Here is a 15,804-nt window from a genome sequence, read left to right as displayed (position 1 = left end):
ACGCCCTGGTAGCTTGACTGGCCTGCGCCAGAAGGGTGACGGGGTTGCAATAAAATGGTGGCTGCGACTGTTTAATAAAAACACAGCACTCTGCAAACACGAAAGTGGACGTATAGGGTGTGACGCCTGCCCGGTGCCGGAAGATTAAATGATGGGGTGCAAGCTCTTGATTGAAGTCCCGGTAAACGGCGGCCGTAACTATAACGGTCCTAAGGTAGCGAAATTCCTTGTCGGGTAAGTTCCGACCTGCACGAATGGCGTAACGATGGCCACACTGTCTCCTCCCGAGACTCAGCGAAGTTGAAGTGTTTGTGATGATGCAATCTCCCGCGGCTAGACGGAAAGACCCCATGAACCTTTACTGCAGCTTTGCATTGGACTTTGAACCGATCTGTGTAGGATAGGTGGGAGGCTTTGAAGCGAGGACGCCAGTTCTCGTGGAGCCGTCCTTGAAATACCACCCTGGTTTGTTTGAGGTTCTAACCTAGGCCCGTGAATCCGGGTCGGGGACAGTGCATGGTAGGCAGTTTGACTGGGCGGTCTCCTCCCAAAGTGTAACGGAGGAGTTCGAAGGTACGCTTGGTACGGTCGGACATCGTACCTAAAGTGCAATGGCAAAAGCGTGCTTAACTGCGAGACCGACAAGTCGAGCAGGTGCGAAAGCAGGACATAGTGATCCGGTGGTTCTGAATGGAAGGGCCATCGCTCAACGGATAAAAGGTACTCTGGGATAACAGGCTGATACCGCCCAAGAGTTCATATCGACGGCGGTGTTTGGCACCTCGATGTCGGCTCATCTCATCCTGGGGCTGTAGCCGGTCCCAAGGGTATGGCTGTTCGCCATTTAAAGAGGTACGTGAGCTGGGTTTAAAACGTCGTGAGACAGTTTGGTCCCTATCTGCCGTGGGCGTTGGAATCTTGACGGGGCTGCTCCTAGTACGAGAGGACCGGAGTGGACGTACCGCTGGTGTACCTGTTGTCTCGCCAGAGGCATCGCAGGGTAGCTATGTACGGAAGAGATAACCGCTGAAAGCATCTAAGCGGGAAACTCGCCTGAAGATGAGGATTCCCTGGAGCCTCGAGCTCCTTGAAGGGTCGTTCAAGACCAGGACGTTGATAGGCTGGGTGTGGAAGCGCAGTAATGCGTTAAGCTAACCAGTACTAATTGCCCGTAAGGCTTGATCCTATAACCAGTGCGTTTCAATCCGCTGGTGTTGCCGCATACGTGCCATACAGCACAACCCGACGCTACATCCCAATACGCCAGATTGGCCTCAAGCCAGTCCGGCAACCCTTTATGCCTGGTGACCATAGCAAGTCGGAACCACCCCTTCCCATCCCGAACAGGACCGTGAAACGACTTCGCGCCGATGATAGTGCGGACTACCCGTGTGAAAGTAGGTCATCGCCAGGCTCTCCATTCCCAAGACACCCCAGATCTCACAAGGTCTGGGGTGTTTTGCTTTGCGGCGGCGGCGACGGCTCCAACGAAATTCACTCCGGGCCGACTTAAAAAGCCATAAAAAAGCGGCCACACGGGCCGCTTTCATGCCATCTACCGCCTGATCAGGCGCCGCAGCCGTGCTCAGCTGCCTTGGCCAGCTCTTCGGGCGGTACGTCGCGCACATGCGTGGCCACCGACCAGCGATGCCCGTACGGATCTTCGAGCTGGCCGTAGCGGTCGCCCCAGAACATGTCCTGCACCGGCATCGTGACCTTGGCGCCGGCGTCGACGGCCCGGGCCACCGCCGCGTCAACATCCTCGACGTACAGGTGCAGCACCACCGGCGTTCCCTTCAATGCCTTCGGTCCCAGGCTCTGCCATTCGGGCATTTCCTCGGCCATCATCACCGGCGAATTGCCGATGCGCAGCATCGCGTGCATCAGTTGGCCCTGCGGCGTGGTGAGCCGGAATTCCTCGACCGCGCCGAACGCGCGCTTGTAGAACTCGATCGCTTCCAGCGCGTTGGCGCAGACGATATGCGGCGTCAGCGTGGGCATCCCATCGGGAATCGGCTTGACTTGCGTTTGTGCCATCTTGGTTCTCCTGTCTAATCGTATTGCTCGTACTGTTTGAACTCTTCGAACTGTTCCAACTGTCTTCGACCGTCTTTTTGCGCGTGATCGCGTCGTTATTGCATCGTTATTGCGATTGGGACTGCTGTCGCTGCTGGATGGGTTCCAATTCGCGGAAGCGCTCGATGCCCTCGCTCGGCGGAAAGTCCTCGAGGTCGTACAGCTGCCGCACCTCGATCTCGCAGTGGTTATCGTCGGTTTGCGGATTCGGAAAGCGCCGGGTCCATTCGAGCGCTTCCTCGCGCGACTTGACCTGGATGATCGTGTAACCGGCGATCAGCTCCTTGGTCTCCGCGAACGGCCCGTCGGTGACGGTCCGTTGCTGGCCCTGATAGCGAATTCGCCAGCCCTTGGCGCTGGGTTGCAGCCCGGACGCATCGACCAGCACGCCGGCCTTGGCCAGCTCCTCGTGATAGGCGGCCATCTCGCTGATGAGGGCCTCCTCCGGCATCACGCCGCTCTCGGTCTTTTGCGTGGCTCGGACCAGAATCATGAAGCGCATTGCGGTATCTCCTGTCGGTAGATCAGTCTAGGCGTTGCGACGCCGCTCAGGGCTGCAGTTCGAACAGCGCCTTGCCGCTCTCCACGTCGAAGGGCGCCGAGAAATGTTCGTGAGCGATCTTCCAGCCGTCGCCGGTATTGCGCAGCCCGACGGTGACTCGCATCCACGAGCTCTTTTCGGTGCCGTTTTCTTCATGCCCGCAGCGCAGCAGATAGTGGCCGTAGCCAAACTGCTGATCGACGAACAATTGCAGCTGGTTCATCTCGAACACCATCGGCCCGGGGCACATCTCCATGCATGCGGCCCAGTGCTTGCCGTAGGCGTCGACGCCCTTGAACTGCAGCTGCATCACGGCATCGAAGGCGACGATGTCCGGCGTGTAGTGCGACACGATGCGCGGCACGTCGCGGGCAACCGCGGCGTCTCGCCAGGCTGACAGCATGGCGCGGATCTGGTTCTCGGCGGCGGTCTGGGATTGCGGGGCGTTGCTCATCTTGAGTCTCCTGAAAGGAAAGGGCGATAGCGGGTTGGAGATGCGAGGTCGTGGTCGGGTCCGGCCGTCACTGCGCGGGCGGCGTACTGCCGACCGCCAGCGACATCACCGGCCGCACTTCGATGCTGCCCAGCCGTGCGGCGGGAATCCCCGCCGCCGCGTGCAGCGCCTCGTGCAGGCCTTCGGCCTCGATCAGATAGAAGCCCGCCAGCTGTTCCTTGGTTTCCGCGAACGGCCCGTCGGTGAACGATACCTTGCCGGCGCGGACCCGCAGCGTGGTGGCCGTCGTCGCGCTTTCCAGCGCTTCGCCGGCCAGGTACATGCCGTCGCGCTCGAGCGTGGCGCGCAAGCGCAGGCACTGTTCCACCAGGCTGCGCCATTCCGGCTCGGGCATCGCTTGCAGGACACGCTCGTCGGTATAGATCAGGCACAGGTATTTCATCGTCGCCGCTCCTCGGATTCGGTGGCTGTTCGGACTTCCTGTTACCTAGTCGTACGGCGAACGCGCCGATCGACAATGCCCCGCAAAAAAATTTACGTCCCGCTTGCTCCGGGCAATTCGCGGATCGGCCGGATCTCGACGCTGCCATGCCGCGCCGGCGGGATCTTCGAGGCGACCTGGATCGCCTCGTTCAGGTCGGCGGCCTCCATCAGATAGAAGCCGGCCAGCTGCTCCTTGGTTTCGGCGAACGGCCCGTCGGTGACGGTCACCTTGCCGTCGCGCACGCGCAGCGTCTTGGCGGTCTCGACCGGCTGCAGCGCCTCGCCGCCGATGTAGTGGCCGCTGCTGCGCACCTTGTCGCCGAAGCGCAGGCATTCGCCGACCAGCGAATCCCATTCTTCGGGCGGCATGCTGTAGACCTGCTTCTCCTGGTAATAGATCAGGCAGAGATATTTCATCTGGGGCTCCTCGGTAGGGTGGTGTTGGCGGGCCAGCAAGCGGCGCGGCAACGAAACAGCAACGAAACAGCAACGAAACGGCACGGAAAATCAGCATAGACGGCGCCGGCGACGACGCCATGACGCCGGCAGGGCCATGGCCCTGTCAGTGGATAGTCGTTCGGCATCGGGCGAAATCGACAGAGGCGTCCGACAGAGGGAATCGAAAGAAACCATCGGCAGAGGCCATCGACGGCAGAACGAGCCTGCCGCAGTCGCGCTCGCACCCTCTATTGCGGCAGTGCAGCAAGCCGGCGCTCGATGAAGCGCCGTTCCGGGCCCTGGCGGACCAGTTGGAGCACGGTCCGATACGCGTCCCGGGCATCGGCGTAGCGGCCCAGGCGCCGGCACAGATCCGCCCGGGCGGCATGGGCCAGGTGGTAATCGCCCAGATCGCCACGGGCCAGGATCGCGTCGACCAGCTGCAGTCCCGCCTCGGGACCGTCCCGCATCGCCACGGCGACCGCACGGTTCAGTTCGACCACGGGCGAGGGTTGCAGCGCCAGCAACACGTCATAGAGCGCGACGATCTGCGGCCAGTCGGTCGACGCAGCGCTGTCCGCTTCGGCGTGGACCGCCGAAATCGCGGCCTGCAGCGAATACGGCCCGAAGCGGCGCGATGACAGCGCCCGCTCGACCAGCGCGGTGCCCTCGGCGATCAGCGCGCGATCCCAGCGGCTGCGGTCCTGCTCGTCGAGCAGCACCAGTTCGCCGTCGGGCGAGGTGCGCGCGGCCCGGCGCGACTCGTGCAGCAGCATCAGCGCCAGCAGTCCCATGACCTCGGGCTCGGGCAGCAGCTTGAGCAGCAGCCGCGCCAGCCGGATCGCCTCGCCGGACAGGTCGTGGCGGGTCAGCTGATCGCCGGAGCTGGCCGAATAGCCCTCGTTGAAGACCAGGTAGACCACGCGCAGCACGCTGTCGAGCCGCTCCGGCAGGTCCTGGCGGTCGGGCACCTGATAGGGAATGCGCGCGTCGCGGATCTTGGCCTTGGCGCGCACGATGCGCTGGGCCAGCGTCGACGGCGCGGTCAGGAAGGCGTGGGCGATATCCTCGGTGGTCAGGCCGCAGACCTCGCGCAGCGTCAGCGCGACCTGGGCGTCGGGCGCCAGCGCGGGGTGGCAGCAGGTAAAGATCAGGCGCAGCCGGTCGTCTTCCAGACAGGTGTCGTCGAAGAGCTCGTCGAAGGCGCGCGTCGCGCTCTCGTCGACGATCGCTTCGACCTGTTCGGTGACGTCGTCGAGCGAGCGAAAGCGCGCATGGCGGCGGATGCCGTCGATGGCCTTGAAGCGGCCCGCCGAAATCAGCCATGCGCAGGGATTGGCTGGCACGCCGTCGCGCGGCCATTGTTCGAGGGCTGCCTTGAAGGCGTCGTGCAGGGCTTCCTCGGCCAGATCGAAGTCGCCCAGCAGGCGGATCAGCGTGGCCAGCACGCGGCGCGATTCGGCGCGATAGATCTCGCCGACGGTGGCCTCCGACGCCGCAGGGGCGTGTTTTTCCGACGGTGTGGCGGGAGTTTCGGACGGTGCGGCGATGGGATCTGGCATCGGTCGTTGTCGGCGAAGCCGCCGCGGACCGCGGCCGGCAGGCGTGCGCTGGCGCACGGGCATGCCGATTCTGCGGCGGATGAGTGCCGATGGCAAGGCGAGCCGGGCCGTTGTAACAAAGTGCCAGAGGGCAGGGCGGCGCGCCGGAGAAGCGCCAGTCGAACAAGGCGTGCCGGTGACCCGAATGGAACCGCAATCGGGCTCCATTCGGACGCCTGTCGTGTTCAAACCGCGCGGGCATGGCTCGTGCTTGATATGGCGGCCGCGCGCCGAGCCGAGCGCGCGCGAAAACGAGGAGACGCGAAGCCATGGAACGAATCCGGCGCGACTGGCGTGACCATCCTGTCCGGCTGCTGCTCGGCCTGACCATCAACGGCGGCGGCCTGGCGGTGCTGCTGACCCGGCTGCTCGCCGATGTCTGAACGGCGGCTCCGGCGCGGCCGGCATGGGAGGCGCCATGCCGCCTGACACGACCCCGCCGCCGGACGCCGGCGCGCAGGCCGCGGGGCCGCTCGGCACCTGGCGCCGCCCGCCGGGCGGCAAGCTGCATTGGCGCCGTCTGCTGGCCTTCCTGGGGCCCGGCTACCTCGTCGCGGTCGGCTATATGGACCCCGGCAACTGGGCCACCGATCTCGCCGCCGGTTCGGGCTACGGCTACGCGCTGCTGTGGATCGTGCTGATGTCCAGCCTGATCGCGATGCTGCTGCAGACGCTGGCGGCGCGGCTCGGCGTGGTGTCCGGCATGGACCTGGCGCAGGCCTGCCGGCAGCATTCGAGCAAGCGCTCGGCGCTGGCGCAATGGCTGCTGTGCGAGCTGGCGATCTGCGCCACCGACCTGGCCGAGGTCATCGGCACTGCGATCGCGCTGAACCTGCTGTTCGGCATTCCGCTGACCTGGGGCGTGGCCGCAACGGTGCTCGACGTGCTGCTGATCCTCGCGCTGCAGCAGCGCGGCTACCGGCAACTGGAAGCGGTGGTCATCGCGCTGCTCGCGGTGGTGTTCCTCTGCTTTGCGATCAACCTGGTACTGGTGCAGCCGCAATGGGGCGACGTCGCGCGCGGCTTCGTGCCGAGCACGCGGGTGCTGACCGACACCAACATGCTGTACATCGCGATCGGCATCGTCGGCGCGACAGTGATGCCGCACAACCTGTATCTGCATTCGTCGATGGTCGGACCGCAGCGGATCCGGCGCGGACACGAGAGTATCGCCACCACGCTCGCCTATTACACGGTCGACATCATGCTGGCGCTGGTGATCGCCTTCTTCATCAACGCCGCCATCCTGGTGACCGCCGGCGCCGTGTTCCATACCGGCGGCATGCACGAGGTCAACGACCTGCGCGCCGCCTACCAGCTGCTCGGGCCGCTGACTGGCACCGCGATCGCCAGCGTGCTGTTCGGGGTCGCGCTGCTCGCGTCGGGACAAAGCTCCGCGGTGACGGCGACGCTGGCCGGGCAGATCGTGATGGAGGGCTTCGTCAAGCTGCGGCTGCCGGCGTGGGCGCGGCGGCTGCTGACGCGCGGCATCGCGGTGGTGCCGGCGATGTTCGTTGCGCTGGCCTATGGCGAAGCGGGCATCGGCCAGCTGCTGGTGCTCAGCCAGGTCATCCTGAGCCTCCAATTGCCGTTCGCGGTGGTGCCGCTGATCTGGCTGACCAGCCGCCGCTCCGTGATGGGCGCCTACGTCAACAAGCCCTGGGTCACGGTATTGGCGGTGATTGCGGTGACGCTGATCATCGGCATGAACGTGACGCTGCTGGCGACGACCGTGTTGCCATAGCCGGCGAGACCAGAGCCGCGCGGTAGCGCCCGCCGCAGCGTCCATAAAAAGAGGCGGCCATTGCGGCCGCCTCGTCCTTCATCGTTAAGCCGTCCGGCGAACCGGCGCTCAAGCCTTGCCCGGCGGCACCTTGGGGGACCCCGGTGCCGCGCCGCCGCTCGCGCCGGGCGCGCCGGGGTCGGTCGGCAGCTCGGCCTCATCGACGCTGCCCAGGTCCGCGCCCGTCACCGGATCGCTGTTGACGTCCGATTCGGTGCGCATCGCCGCCGCTTCCACCGCGCTGGCCTGGTTGGGCTCGAGCTGGACTTCGGGCATGCCGCTGCCGCCATCGACCGCCGGCGTCGGACTCTCGACGAACTCGAAGGTCGAATCCGAATTCCACGGACCGCGCAGCGCGTCGCCCTGCGACATCTTGTAGTAGACGCTGGCGAACTCGGGCATCGGCGGCGCCTTGCCCGGGGGGAAGCTGGGCTGGATCGAATACAGCGCCTTCTCGAACGACTTCTGGTGCGACACCTCGCGCGTCATCAGAAAGCCCAGGGCTTCCTGCACGCCGGGGTCATCGGTAACGTTGATCAGCCGCTCGTAGATGATCTTGGCGCGCGCCTCGGCGGCGATATTGGAGCGCAGGTCCGCGGTGGGCTCGCCGATCGTGTCGATATAGGCCGCGGTCCAGGGCACGCCGCCCGAATTGGTCAGCGGCGGGCCGCCGCCATACAGCAGCTGGGTCACGTGGCTGTCGTTGCCGGGGCCGGATAGCGAGCGATACAGCTCGGCTTCCTGTTCGATGCCCTCGGCAAGCTGGCCCTTGGCCCCCTTGTTGAGCATCGCGACGATCGAGCCGATCACCTCCAGATGGCTCAGTTCCTCGGTTGCGATATCCAGCAGCATGTCCTTGCGGCCCGGATCGTCCTCGGCCAGCGCCTGCGTGAAATAGCGCAGTGCGGCCGCCAATTCGCCCTGCGGACCGCCGAACTGCTCCAGCAACAGATTGGCCAGACCGGGATCGGGCCGTGATACGCGTACGGTGTACTGCAATCGTTTGTTGTGCATGAACATGGGGATCCTCCGATCTCGGTCAACGGAACTCAAGCAGGGACTCAAGCGGTACTTCACTCCGCATGGGCGTGGGTTGCGCTGCAATGCCCATGCCCGGAGCAAGGATCGGTGGGACGAAACGCGGTCGTGAGTGCCTGCCGCCGGAAGAGGCGGCGCGAGAGCCGGGAAGGAGACGGGGTCCTATCGTAGTCGGCGTGCGGTGAAATTAGGCAAACGTGTAAAACTTTCGCTTATGGCGCCGGACCGGTCGGAGGGATGTCGCAGGCGTGCAACGCGCATCGGGAACCGCGCCGCGCATCGGGCATCGGGCAGTGCCGACCACCGCAACGCCAACCCGCTCACCGCGCGGCCTGCGTCACCGGCAACGCCTTCAGATGGAGATAGAGCGCGGTCAGGTCGGTGTCGCTCATCTTGCGCAGGCTTTCGAACGGCATCACCTTGCTGACCTCGGTGCCGTCCGGCCGCACGCCGTTGCGCATCATCTCGATAAAGCGCTCCGGCGTGCGGTAGCGCAGCATCACGGCGCCCGGGCGCAGGTCGGCGGCCGGGGGCCAGTCCGGCGGCGCGCCGGGAATCTTGCCGCCGGCCAGATCGGCGCCGTGGCAGCCGATGCAGGCATTGGCGACATAGGCGCCATAGGCGGCGGTCGGCGCCGGCTGCAGCGGCGGCGACGGCGGGCGGGCGTGGTCGATCTTGGCCGCCGCGTCCTGGATGATGCCGAAGCCGTAGAGCACGCGCGCCATCAGCGGCAGGCGGATCTCGGTCATCCCGCTGAGCAGCGGCGGCAGGCTGCGCATATAGGCGACCAGCGCGGACAGGTCTTCGTCGCTGAGCTGGTTGTAGTCCTCGCTCGGCATGATCATCAGCGGCCGGCCCGATGGCGCGACGCCGTGACGGATCGCCAGGACCCAGTCCCGTTCGCGGTAGCGCGCGATATCGGGATTGCCGGCCGTCACGTTCGGCGTGCGCACGAACATGCCGGACGGGTCGTTGATCAACACGCGGCCGCGGCCGTCGGCGCCGTGGCATTCCATGCAGCCGCGCGACTCGTAGAGATACTTGCCGCGCGCGAGGGCTTGCGCGTCATCGCGATAGGCGACGGGAACCGCGGGCACGTGCACCTGCCGTTGGGCCTTGCGTTCGGCGAGCAGGATGCCGGTCGCCAGGACCAGGCCGGCGGCGACGATCAGCCCGGCGATCGTCCAACCCGCAATACGGATCACGCGCTTCATCGTCGCCCCTGTCGATGCGGAAAAGGCGATTTTGCGGCGATGCCGATGGTGGCGGTATGTGCGTGAGCGCACCGAGAGCGATGCGGGCACGATAGGCCGTGCGGCGCGTGACGTGATGCAAAAGCGAAAACCAGTTGGTTTCAGCGGTAGCGGCTTTGCGGTCAGCGGGCAAAGATGGCAGCCCCCATGACCTCAAGGAGTTGCCATGCCGTTCGTTTCTTTCGTCCCCGCCCAGCGGCCCATCGACATCCCGCCGCCAATGCCGCAGGCGAAGTCCCCGGACCAGCGGTTGTCGATGTCGCCGGAGGATGCCGCCAATGCGCTGCTGATGAACCTGCTGCTCGCCAACCTGAACGCCAACGCCTTCGCGCCGCGGAGATCGGCGCCGCTCCAGATCAATGCGATCGTGCTGGTCGACCGGGCCGGCAGGCTGTCGGCGGCAATCGTGGTGCTGTGGCCGGCGCGCAATCCCGAGCCCGAACCGACGCATCGCGATGATCGGCAAAGCGAGCGCGCCAAACAGCAGCATCATCGGCCCGAGCCGGCGCACAGCGCGCCACCCCGGCACCGGCCCGAACCCACGCACAGCGCGCCGCCGCGGCACAGGCCCGAACCTGCGTACAGCGCGCCGCCGCAGGGGCCCGAACCCACGTACGGCGCGCCCCCGCCGCCGCGGCCCGAACCCACCTATAGCGCGCCCCCGCCGCATGGCCCCGAATCCACGCACAGCGCGCCGCCGCCGCAGGAACCCGCCGCTTCAGCGAACCCTTACGCGCCCGACGGATGGAGCTATGACCGTCTGCCGCACGAAATCCTGGGGCTGAATGCCGGCGAGACGGATCTGGCGAAGATCGGCAAGGCGTTCCGGGCGGCATCGCTGAAGGCCCATCCCGACAAGGGCGGCAGTCAGGAGGCGATGCAGGCCGTCGGCGCTGCCAGGGAGTTCATGCAGGCTCAGGCCGAACAGGCCACCGCCGGGTCGGCTGCCCACTGAGCTGCCCAGAATGCTGCCCAATAAGTTGCCCAATAAGTTGCCCAATAAGCAGCCCAATAAGCAGCCCACCAGGCGGTAGAGACCGCAGGCGCCCAGAGGCGCCACCAACTGGCCCATCCAGCGCGATATGCGAGGCGGGCCAGTTCCCTTTCAGTCCACCTGCGTTTAATGCCCCCGTTTAATCCACCCGTCTAATCCACCCGCTTTAACGTACCCGCTTTAATCCACCTGCGCGCCGGACGACTTCACGATGCGCGCCCACTTGTCGATATCGCCCTTGAGCTGCGTGGCGAACTGCTGCGGCGTGGCCGACAGCGCTTCGGCACCTTGCGCACCGAGCTTCTCGCGCAGCGCAGGGTCGGCCAGCGCGGCCTGCATGGTCTGGGCAAGCTTCTGCGTGATCTCCTTCGGCGTGCCCTTGACCGCGAACAGGCCGACCCACAGATCGCCGCTATAACCCGGCACCGTCTCGCCGATGGCCGGAATGTCCGGCGCGAACGGCGAGCGCCTGGCCGAGCTGACGCCCAGCGCGCGGACCTTGCCCGCCTTGATGTGCGGCAGCACCGAGGGCAGGCTGGCGAACGCCATCGGCACCTGGTTGCCGAGCACGTCATTGAGGGCCGGCGCCACGCCCTTGTACGGGACATGCTCCAGCTGGATGCCGGCCATGCTGTTCAGCATTTCGCCCAGCAGATGGTTCAGCGTGCCGTTGCCGGCCGAGGCAAAGCGATACTGGCCGGGCTTGGCCTTCGCCATTGCGATCAGTTCGGGCAGCGTCTTCGCCGGGAAGGCGGGATTGACCACCAGCACGTTCGGCACGGTCGCGACCAGCGCGATCGGCTCGAAGTCCTTGATCGGATCGAACGGAACCTGGCGGTACAGCGACGGGTTGATCGCCTGCGTGCTGCTGATGGTCATCAGCAGCGTGTAGCCGTTCGGCGTCGCGCGCGCCGCGAACTGCGTGCCGATATTGCCGCCGGCGCCGGGCCGGTTCTCGACCACGACCTGCTGGCCGAGCCGTTGCGACAGGTCGGCCGCCACCAGCCGGGCCACGATGTCGTTGGTACCGCCCGGTGCCTGCGGCACGATCATCTGAATCGGCTTGCTGGGCCAGTTGTCGGCCTTGGCCGGCGTGGCGCCGAGCAATGCCACCGCGGATACGGCGCAGGCCAGGGCCTGGCGAATGCCTTGCATGAGATCTCCTCCTTGTTGTCGCGTTGTTGTCACGCAGGCGGGGCGCGGCGGCAAACGCCATCGGCCCCGTCCAATGCGCGAGCGACTTTACCGAAGGAGAACCCCGGCGGGAAATTCAATCTGCGACTACGGCCATAAGCGCCGCTTATCGCAGCATGGCGCAGCATTGGCCGCCGACCTTATTGCTCCAGGAACGGCAGCGCCCGCGCCAACAGAGCGTCAGGCGCTTCCTCGGCAATGTAGTGCCCGCACGGCAACGGCCCGCCATCGACATCCTCGGCCACCCGCTGCCATTCCTGCAGCGGCTGGAAGCAGCGATGGACCACGCCCTGTTCGCCCCACAGCACCAGCAGCGGCATCGTCAGCTGCTTGCCGGCCTCGCGGTCGGCGCGGTCGTGTTCGAGATCGATGCCGGCCGCGGCGCGATAGTCCTCGCAGACGCCATGCGCGGCGCCGGGCAGGGCGGCGCAGCGTTCGTACTCGCGCAGCGCGCGCGGATCGAAGGGGCTCAGACCCGCGCTGCGGCCGCCCATCAGGTCACGGATATAGCGCGACGGATCGGCCTCGATCAGCCGCTCGGGCAGCGGCGCCGGCTGGATCAGGAAGAACCAGTGCCAGTACGCGCGGGCGAAGGCCTCGGTGGTCTGCTCGTACATGGCCAGCGTCGGCGCGATATCGAGCAGCACCATCCGCTCGACCGCGGCGGGATGGTCCATGCCGAGCCGATGGGCCACGCGCGCGCCACGGTCGTGCGCCAGCACGCGAAAGCGCTCGAAGCCCAGCGACTGCATCACGCGCAGCGCGTCGCGCGCCATCGTCCGCTTGCTGTAGTTGCCGTGGTCGCCGGTGCCGGCCGGCTTGGACGAATCGCCATAGCCGCGCAGGTCGCAGGCCACCACGGTGAACCGCTGCGCCAGTGCCGGCGCGACCTTGTGCCAGATCGCATGGGTCTGCGGATGGCCATGCAGCAGCAACAGCGGCGGCCCGTCGCCGCCGACGACGGCATGGATCGTGACCTCGCTGTCGGTCTCGACGTCGATGCTGCGGAATTGCGGAAAGAGGGAAAGGTCCACGGCGCGATCTCCGAACGGGAATCGCGCCATTCTAGTGCGTCGGCACCGGGGCATTGGGCGCCTGCCAGGCAACACAAGGCTAACTGGCAGGAAATAACGGCCGACCCCCGCCGGCATAACGGCGCCGCCGCCCCGCGCCCGGCCGCAGCCGAGCCAAAGGCTCAGCCTCAGCGTCAGTCGCAGCTACTGCCGAGCCGCAGCTGGAGCCCTGGCCGCAGGAGCAGCCGCCGCTGCCGCGTGCCAGCCGCCGCAGCCGCACCATCAGGCCGCCAGCACCTCCGAATTGACCAGCCGCAGTGTCTGCGGATGCGTCAGCGGAATCTCCGCCGCGCGCAGCCGCTTCAGGATGTCGAACAGCAGATCGCTCTTGGTGCCGCCGGCAATGCGCGGGCTGGAGACGAAGCCGGTCACCGTCAGCGTGATGCCGTTCGGCGCCAGCTGGCTGAAGGTCACCGACGGCGCGGGATGGTCGAGGATGGCCTGGTTGTCCGCGTAGGCGGCCAGCAGCATGTCGCGCACTTCCTCCGGGTCGATGTTCAGCGGGAAGGTCAGCGTCAGCGAGGCCACGCCGAGCGTGCTGTTGTTCATCGTGACATTGCGCACGCTCTGCGAGATCAGCTGCGAGTTCGGCACGATCATCGTCGAGCGGTCGCCCAGCTGGATCTCGGTGGCGCGCACGCTGATGCGGCGGATATCGCCCTCGACGCCGCCGATATTGACCATGTCGCCGACCTTGACCGGCCGCTCGGTCAGCAGGATCAGCCCCGAGATGAAATTCTTGACGATCTCCTGCAGGCCGAAGCCGATGCCGACCGACAGCGCGCTGACGATCCAGGCCAGGTTGTCCCAGCGCACGCCGAGCAGCGACAGCGTCATCAGCACCAGCAGCACATAGCCGATATTGCTGAACAGCGTCACCAGCGAGGCGCGCATGCCCGGCTCCATGCCGGTCTTGGGCAGCAGGTCCGCATCGAGCCAGCGGCGCACCGAGCGCAGGATATAGACCCCGACGCCGGTGGCGATCACCGCGTTCAGGATGCGCTCCGGCATGATGTTCATCGCTCGCAGTCGCTCGCCGCCCAGCACCATCAGCAGGCTGTCGAGCAGGTCCTTGGGCGTGGTGCCGAAGCCGCCGGTCAGCAGCGCGATCACCGCCAGCAGCAACAGCAGGCTCGAGCCCAGCCCCGACAGCACGGTCGACACCTGATCGAGATGGCTGTCGCCGAGCCCGAACAGCTGCTTGATGATGCGGCCGCTCGAATAGTGCACCGAGAACAGGCTCTCGCAGGCATCGCGCGTCAGCTTGGTCAGCAGATACAGGCTGCACAGCACGATGTCGAACCAGACGATCTCGTAGGTCAGGAAGCGCGCGAAGGTGATATAGCCGGTCACCAGGGCCACCAGCGTCACCACGATGGTGGCGGTCAGGCCGGCCAGCACGATGCCGGTCAGCGTCGAGCCGCTGCCCGGCCGCTCGCCGGCGGCGACCAGCGCGGCGCGCACGCGGTTGGCCCGCAGCAGCCCGGCGCCGATCGTCAGCGTGACCACCAGCGACACCAGGCCGCGCCCGAACAGCGTGACCTGGACGCTGGTATCGATGGTCCGGTTCAGCTGCTCGACGGTGCCGGCCAGCAACAGCAGGCCAGCCAGCACGATGGGGAAGGGCCGCAGCGCGCGGGCGATGTCGTCGTGCAGCGACGGCAGGCGCCAGGTCGGATGGCGCGTGCAGAGCAGCGCCCGGCCCAGGCCCGCGATCAGCGCGCTGGTCATCGTCAGCTTGATCAGCTCGTCCGCCAGATCGCGCATCGGCTCGGACAGCTCGTAGTCGCGCGTGAAGGCGAACAGCACGATGCGCACGGCCAGCGCGGTGGTCAGCACCGTGGCCAGCGCGGTCGACAACGCCAGCGCGCTGCGCCGCAGCCGGTGCTCCGGCAGCCGGTGCAGGCAAACCCAGGCCATGCCGCGCTCGATCAGCCGGCGGCCCAGCGACCAGATGGCAAAGGCCAGCGCCAGCAGCATCACCGTGCCGGTCCGGTGCTCGGCGTCCCAGGCCTGTTTCGCCATCGGCGTGACCAGCGAGCGCAGCGATTCGAAGCGCTGGCGGTCCTGCGGGCTCGGGTCGAATGCCGGCATCCAGAAGTCGCCGCTGAGGATGCTGTTGGAGCGCAGGGCGACCTGGTCCTTCAGATGGCCGCGCTGCAGCTTGCCGATCTGATCGGCCAGATTGCCGAGGCTTTCCTTGTCTTCTTCGGCCTTCTTCAACTGCTCGTCGAGCGCCTTGGCGCGTCCGTTCAAGTCTGCGCGCTGGCGGGCGACGGCGGGCGCCTCCGACGCGCTGCCGTCGGCCGGCGGCGGGCCCAGCAGATCGATCTGTGCCTGCACCTTGGCGCGCTCGGCCACCAGCGTGCCGGTCAGCGTGTCGACGTCCGCCAGCAGCCGGTGCACGGCATCGTCGAGCTCGGTCAGCTGGTTGCCGGTGGTGTCCTTGGAGGCCTGCTGCTTGATGCGGTCCTGCTCGGTCTGCAGCCGTTTCAACTCCGCGCTGGCCGCGGCGGCGGAGAACGGGGCGGCGGGCTTGTCCGCGGTCTGGGACGGTTCGTCCGCGCCAAAGGCCGCGGGTGCCGCGGCGGGTAACAGATGCAAAAAGACGATCAGCAGCAGGCTGAACGCCATTCCGGGAAATCGACGCATGAGGGGAGCACCTTTCGAGCCGGCGCCTGCGGGCGCCGGACGTTGCCGTGGAGTCATCCGATGCGTGCCGGGCGTCGCGCCATGCCGCGGGGAAGTGGGCAGGGCCATGACGGGGCGTCGCAGCCAACGCGAGTGGACGCCGCCGGCACCGGAAAGCCCGGAATTATACATACGTCGGCGAACGCGATTTCAAAAGTGGCTAATTAGCCGCTATCGTGTCGCGA

13 protein-coding genes and 2 rRNA genes (1 of these 15 cut by a window edge) are annotated in these 15,804 nt (G+C 66.4%); 4 read left to right on the top strand and 11 right to left on the bottom strand.

Features of this window, described 5'->3' with window-relative positions:
* Together KZ686_RS11925 and rrf are read left to right on the top strand one after the other, a co-directional pair.
* Window positions 1–1,186, top strand: a 23S ribosomal RNA gene (locus tag KZ686_RS11925) (it extends 1,687 nt beyond the left edge of the window).
* A 114-nt stretch (window positions 1,187–1,300) separates the two neighbouring features.
* A 5S ribosomal RNA gene (rrf, locus tag KZ686_RS11920) occupies window positions 1,301–1,414 on the top strand.
* Between the two features lie 152 nt (window positions 1,415–1,566).
* Here rrf and KZ686_RS11915 read toward each other — a convergent pair.
* From KZ686_RS11915 to KZ686_RS11890, 6 genes are all read right to left on the bottom strand, one after another.
* Entirely contained in the window at window positions 1,567–2,037 is a 471-nt protein-coding gene (locus KZ686_RS11915; RefSeq protein WP_149320214.1) for a VOC family protein, read from the bottom strand.
* A 106-nt stretch (window positions 2,038–2,143) separates the two neighbouring features.
* Window positions 2,144–2,578 (bottom strand): YciI family protein, encoded by a 435-nt coding sequence (locus KZ686_RS11910; protein ID WP_149320215.1) that lies wholly within the window; start codon window positions 2,576–2,578, stop codon window positions 2,144–2,146.
* A gap of 46 nt (window positions 2,579–2,624) precedes the next feature.
* Entirely contained in the window at window positions 2,625–3,071 is a 447-nt protein-coding gene (locus tag KZ686_RS11905) for a YybH family protein (protein WP_265632476.1), read from the bottom strand.
* Between the two features lie 67 nt (window positions 3,072–3,138).
* The gene (locus KZ686_RS11900; RefSeq protein WP_150084083.1) at window positions 3,139–3,513 is read right to left on the bottom strand and encodes a YciI family protein; all 375 of its coding nucleotides are present in this window, start codon (window positions 3,511–3,513) and stop codon (window positions 3,139–3,141) included.
* Window positions 3,514–3,605: 92 nt separating this feature from the next.
* Window positions 3,606–3,971 (bottom strand): YciI family protein, encoded by a 366-nt coding sequence (locus tag KZ686_RS11895; protein WP_226109574.1) that lies wholly within the window; start codon window positions 3,969–3,971, stop codon window positions 3,606–3,608.
* Between the two features lie 269 nt (window positions 3,972–4,240).
* Window positions 4,241–5,554 carry an RNA polymerase sigma factor gene (locus tag KZ686_RS11890; RefSeq protein ID WP_265632475.1) on the bottom strand — a complete coding sequence of 438 codons (1,314 nt, stop codon included), beginning with the start codon at window positions 5,552–5,554 and terminating at the stop codon, window positions 4,241–4,243.
* 457 nt (window positions 5,555–6,011) lie between these two features.
* Here KZ686_RS11890 and KZ686_RS11885 point away from each other — a divergent pair, with 457 nt between their 5' ends.
* A complete protein-coding gene (locus tag KZ686_RS11885) occupies window positions 6,012–7,337 on the top strand; it encodes an Nramp family divalent metal transporter (protein WP_265632474.1) in 1,326 nt (441 codons plus the stop codon).
* Between the two features lie 108 nt (window positions 7,338–7,445).
* Here the strand turns inward: KZ686_RS11885 and KZ686_RS11880 are convergent, their stop codons facing one another.
* Together KZ686_RS11880 and KZ686_RS11875 are read right to left on the bottom strand one after the other, a co-directional pair.
* Complete coding sequence (locus KZ686_RS11880) at window positions 7,446–8,396, bottom strand: manganese catalase family protein (RefSeq protein ID WP_149320221.1); 951 nt, start codon at window positions 8,394–8,396, stop codon at window positions 7,446–7,448.
* 338 nt (window positions 8,397–8,734) lie between these two features.
* Window positions 8,735–9,628, bottom strand: a complete 894-nt coding sequence (locus KZ686_RS11875) for a c-type cytochrome (RefSeq protein ID WP_265632473.1) — start codon at window positions 9,626–9,628, stop codon at window positions 8,735–8,737.
* A gap of 259 nt (window positions 9,629–9,887) precedes the next feature.
* Between KZ686_RS11875 and KZ686_RS11870 the strand changes: the two genes are divergently transcribed.
* Window positions 9,888–10,622, top strand: a complete 735-nt coding sequence (locus tag KZ686_RS11870; RefSeq protein WP_265632472.1) for a hypothetical protein — start codon at window positions 9,888–9,890, stop codon at window positions 10,620–10,622.
* A gap of 219 nt (window positions 10,623–10,841) precedes the next feature.
* Here the strand turns inward: KZ686_RS11870 and KZ686_RS11865 are convergent, their stop codons facing one another.
* The 3 genes from KZ686_RS11865 to KZ686_RS11855 form a co-directional block, all read right to left on the bottom strand.
* Window positions 10,842–11,816, bottom strand: coding sequence for a Bug family tripartite tricarboxylate transporter substrate binding protein (locus tag KZ686_RS11865; protein ID WP_150084076.1), 975 nt, complete (start codon window positions 11,814–11,816; stop codon window positions 10,842–10,844).
* 179 nt (window positions 11,817–11,995) lie between these two features.
* Entirely contained in the window at window positions 11,996–12,919 is a 924-nt protein-coding gene (locus KZ686_RS11860; protein WP_223819750.1) for an alpha/beta fold hydrolase, read from the bottom strand.
* Window positions 12,920–13,150: 231 nt separating this feature from the next.
* A complete protein-coding gene (locus tag KZ686_RS11855) occupies window positions 13,151–15,580 on the bottom strand; it encodes a DUF3772 domain-containing protein (protein WP_265632471.1) in 2,430 nt (809 codons plus the stop codon).
* Between the last annotated feature and the right edge of the window lie 224 nt (window positions 15,581–15,804).

Origin of the sequence: Cupriavidus cauae (assembly GCF_026210475.1) — a bacterium.
Taxonomy (GTDB): domain Bacteria; phylum Pseudomonadota; class Gammaproteobacteria; order Burkholderiales; family Burkholderiaceae; genus Cupriavidus; species Cupriavidus cauae.
This window is presented reverse-complemented; position numbering and strand designations above follow the sequence as displayed.

Excerpts from the sequence above, each read along its gene's own strand:
- KZ686_RS11915 (WP_149320214.1), bottom strand. The coding sequence starts at position 2,037 with ATGGCACAAACGCAAGTCAAGCCGATTCCCGATGGGATGCCCACGCTG.
- KZ686_RS11910 (WP_149320215.1), bottom strand. The coding sequence starts at position 2,578 with ATGCGCTTCATGATTCTGGTCCGAGCCACGCAAAAGACCGAGAGCGGC.
- KZ686_RS11905 (WP_265632476.1), bottom strand. The coding sequence starts at position 3,071 with ATGAGCAACGCCCCGCAATCCCAGACCGCCGCCGAGAACCAGATCCGC.
- KZ686_RS11900 (WP_150084083.1), bottom strand. The coding sequence starts at position 3,513 with ATGAAATACCTGTGCCTGATCTATACCGACGAGCGTGTCCTGCAAGCG.
- KZ686_RS11895 (WP_226109574.1), bottom strand. The coding sequence starts at position 3,971 with ATGAAATATCTCTGCCTGATCTATTACCAGGAGAAGCAGGTCTACAGC.
- KZ686_RS11890 (WP_265632475.1), bottom strand. The coding sequence starts at position 5,554 with ATGCCAGATCCCATCGCCGCACCGTCCGAAACTCCCGCCACACCGTCG.
- KZ686_RS11885 (WP_265632474.1), top strand. The coding sequence starts at position 6,012 with ATGCCGCCTGACACGACCCCGCCGCCGGACGCCGGCGCGCAGGCCGCG.
- KZ686_RS11880 (WP_149320221.1), bottom strand. The coding sequence starts at position 8,396 with ATGTTCATGCACAACAAACGATTGCAGTACACCGTACGCGTATCACGG.
- KZ686_RS11875 (WP_265632473.1), bottom strand. The coding sequence starts at position 9,628 with ATGAAGCGCGTGATCCGTATTGCGGGTTGGACGATCGCCGGGCTGATC.
- KZ686_RS11870 (WP_265632472.1), top strand. The coding sequence starts at position 9,888 with ATGCCGCAGGCGAAGTCCCCGGACCAGCGGTTGTCGATGTCGCCGGAG.
- KZ686_RS11865 (WP_150084076.1), bottom strand. The coding sequence starts at position 11,816 with ATGCAAGGCATTCGCCAGGCCCTGGCCTGCGCCGTATCCGCGGTGGCA.
- KZ686_RS11860 (WP_223819750.1), bottom strand. The coding sequence starts at position 12,919 with ATGGCGCGATTCCCGTTCGGAGATCGCGCCGTGGACCTTTCCCTCTTT.
- KZ686_RS11855 (WP_265632471.1), bottom strand. The coding sequence starts at position 15,580 with ATGCGTCGATTTCCCGGAATGGCGTTCAGCCTGCTGCTGATCGTCTTT.